This is a genomic window from Elusimicrobiaceae bacterium, assembly GCA_017528825.1.
Lineage (GTDB): Bacteria > Elusimicrobiota > Elusimicrobia > Elusimicrobiales > Elusimicrobiaceae > Avelusimicrobium.
Map to the genome: position 1 here is coordinate 1 of JAFXOI010000033.1, position 3,050 is coordinate 3,050.

Consider the following 3,050-nt stretch of genomic DNA (forward strand, 5'->3'; position numbering starts at 1 on the left):
AACGGGGAAACTTTTTAAATGATTTGTCGGTGAGGCTTCGTCAGGGATGGGGACAGGAATTGACGACCGCTGTTTCAAAAAGGGGGAAACTTTTTAAATGCGTAACGCATTGACACACAGAAGTGTAACGAAAAACGGGGAAACTTTTTAAATGATTTGTCGGTGAGGCTTCGTCAGGGATGGGGACAGGAATTGACGACCGCTGTTTCAAAAAGGGGGAAACTTTTTAAATGCGTAACGCACTGACACACAGAAGTGTAACGAAAAACGGGGAAACTTTTTAAATGCTCTGGAGCCCTGTTTTGCTGGGAAGTGAGGACACTTTTTAATACGAAATGAGGACAAAATTTAACGGCTTCGCCGTGGTTGTCCATCGCCTTCCGTGGAAGAAATTTAACAACGTAATGCGTTGATATATAGATATATTATAATTTTCGTGGAAACTTTTTAATGGCTCCATGGTTCTGTTTTGCTGAAAAATGAGGACAAAAATTAATAGGAAATGAGGACACTTTTTCACGGCCGCCTGCGTGCTTGTCCGCCGAAAACAGGGAAAGATTTTAACAACGTAACACGTTGATATTTAGATGTTTTATAAAAACGAGGGAAACATTTTAAATGCTCTGGAGCCCTGTTTTGCTGGGAAATGAGGACAATTTTTAATACGAAATGAGGACAAAATTTAACGGCTTCGCCGTGCTTGTCCATCGCTGTCCGTGGAAGAAATTTAACAACGTAATGCGTTGATACATAGATGTTTTATAAAAAACGTGGAAACATTTTAAAGGCCATGAAGGTCCGTTCCGGCTGAAAAGTGAGGACAAAAATTAATAGGAAATGAGGACACTTTTTCACGGCCGCCTGCGTGTTTGTCCGCCGAAAACAGGGAAAGATTTTAATATGTAAATCACTGATATACAGATATGATATAAAAAACGGGGAAACATTTTAAATGCTTTGGTGGTCCGATCTCCTCGGAAATGAGGACAAAAATTAATTCGTTGTGAGGACAGATTTTAATACAATCATTTTCAATGATTGGGGGTGGGGGCGGGGAGTTAGGGAGGGGGAGAGTTGGATTTTTGATGTTATCGGGACGAAAGATCACATGCTGCCACTTCCGGATCCGGATGCCAAACATGGGCGATTATGATTTTGGATTTTTAGGGAGGGGGAGAGTTGAAAATGTGATGACGTTGAAATGAAAGATCGACATGCTGCCATCTGGATGTCAGATGTCGTCCATTAAAAATTTTGGAAATTTAGGGAGGGGGAGAGTAGGGGAGTGAAACCACATGGTGATAAATCACTCTTGTATCTGCATTGATATTTATCATTTCAGGTATGTGAAAAATTGAAGAGTAAGGTGTGTTTCATAAATACGTGGGAAAGTTTTTAAAAAAAGATTTTCATTTTTGTCTATTTATTTAGAGATATTTATATTTTTGCAAAAACAAAATATGATTTAATGAAGACATTGGAAGAGGAGTTGGATTATTTTCCAGAGCCCATGAAGGAAGCTCTGAAAATAAATTTTTGTCTGCTTGATAAGGTGGACTTCGCCTCTGACGATGCGGAAACGTATTTGGATTATCTTTCAAAACGAATAATTTTCATTGAAAAAAAAGTACACCCGGATGGAAAGACTCACGTCATTGCTTTCGCATATGACAATGAATCTTATCAGTTTTTTGAAGATCATTTAGAAAGCATATTTCACTACGTTTTTTCATATTTTAAGGAAATCAACGGGCATCTAGAATATAAGATCCAAATTGTTCCTAAGAAAATGGATGAGTATTATCCTCGTATGAGGACACTACTGTCCGCATATGTAAAAAGACTTCGAAGTGAGGATGTCGCCAAGAAGGCGGAAATGATGATTAAAGAAAAGAAGCTGATAGGCCTCGATTCGATATTAAAAAGAAACAGGTATGCACAAAACAATCTTCTGACTAAAGCCGGATTCAGTGATAACTTATCTGTGGTTCAGAAGAAGATGCTGAACTATTTCATTTTCAAGTTTCAGTATAAGGCGGAGACAGATCTTTTTGGTGAGTCATACATAACGATAACAGCACAGGAACTGGTTAAATGTGGATGCGGTAGTAATCAGACATTACTCAAAGCTTCATTAAAGGAATTGACGGAAAAGACTTCGATGATTATCCAGTATGATGGCACATGGGGTGTTTATAATATGTTTTCGTCCCTCAAGGTGATTCCTGACAACAAAGAGCTTCTTGTTCGTTTTACACCGGAGATAACAGCACTGATTAATAAGATTGCTATATCACAGAACTATACAATGATTTCTCTCAAGAGTATCAATTCCATCAAGCGTTATGCAACAATGAGGATGTACGAGTTCTGTAACCAATACCGTAATATGGATTCGCAATTCGTTTATGTGGATGATGAGGTACTTCGAACCATGTTGAACTGTAAGGACAAGTATGAGAATCCAAAGGATTTTAAAAAATATGTTTTGTTGGTTGCCGAAAAGGAACTGAAGGATCTGGCCGAGAAAGGGGAGGTGGATGTATATTTCAGTTTTTCGGATGTTGAAAAAGAGAAGGCCGATTGGAAATATAAGCTGAAGAAAGTAACAAAATGGGCATTTGTTATTCATAAGGCGTTAAGTTTCGAAGAAGGTTATGTTTCTCATGACAGTATGGAGGAGAGGGAACGCAGTGCCTTAAGAACCGTTGAAAACATACTGGATAATTGCAAGGATATAAATTTCGAGATGAAATCTATACTTCGTAAGCAGGCGAGGAAACTATCAGGTAAGGAATTGGTCTCCATGGTTCAGGATCTTCAGATGGAGGTTATGTTTTCATCGTATAGGCAGTCATTTTCTTCAGTAGATAATGTGTTTAGAAAGTACGGTATAGGCTACGTTAATATGTAAAATTTGGGAAAAATCCCAAAAAATAATTAAAAATATTTGGATGTTTCCGAAAAAACGGTTATATTTGCCGTATGGTTTTGATAAAATTTAGGTTTATGGTTAAAAGATATATCATTTTGTTGGTCTGTGCCCTGAT

At 37.9% G+C, this 3,050-nt stretch carries 1 protein-coding gene; it reads left to right on the plus strand.

The annotated features are described in order from the left end of the window. The first annotated feature begins 1,468 nt into the window (after positions 1–1,468). Entirely contained in the window at positions 1,469–2,914 is a 1,446-nt protein-coding gene (locus tag IKN49_06050) for a replication initiation protein (protein ID MBR3632600.1), read from the plus strand. The last annotated feature ends 136 nt before the right edge of the window (positions 2,915–3,050 follow it).

Bases quoted from the DNA above. Each gene is read 5' to 3' on its own strand.
- IKN49_06050 (MBR3632600.1), top strand. From the start codon at position 1,469: ATGAAGACATTGGAAGAGGAGTTGGATTATTTTCCAGAGCCCATGAAG.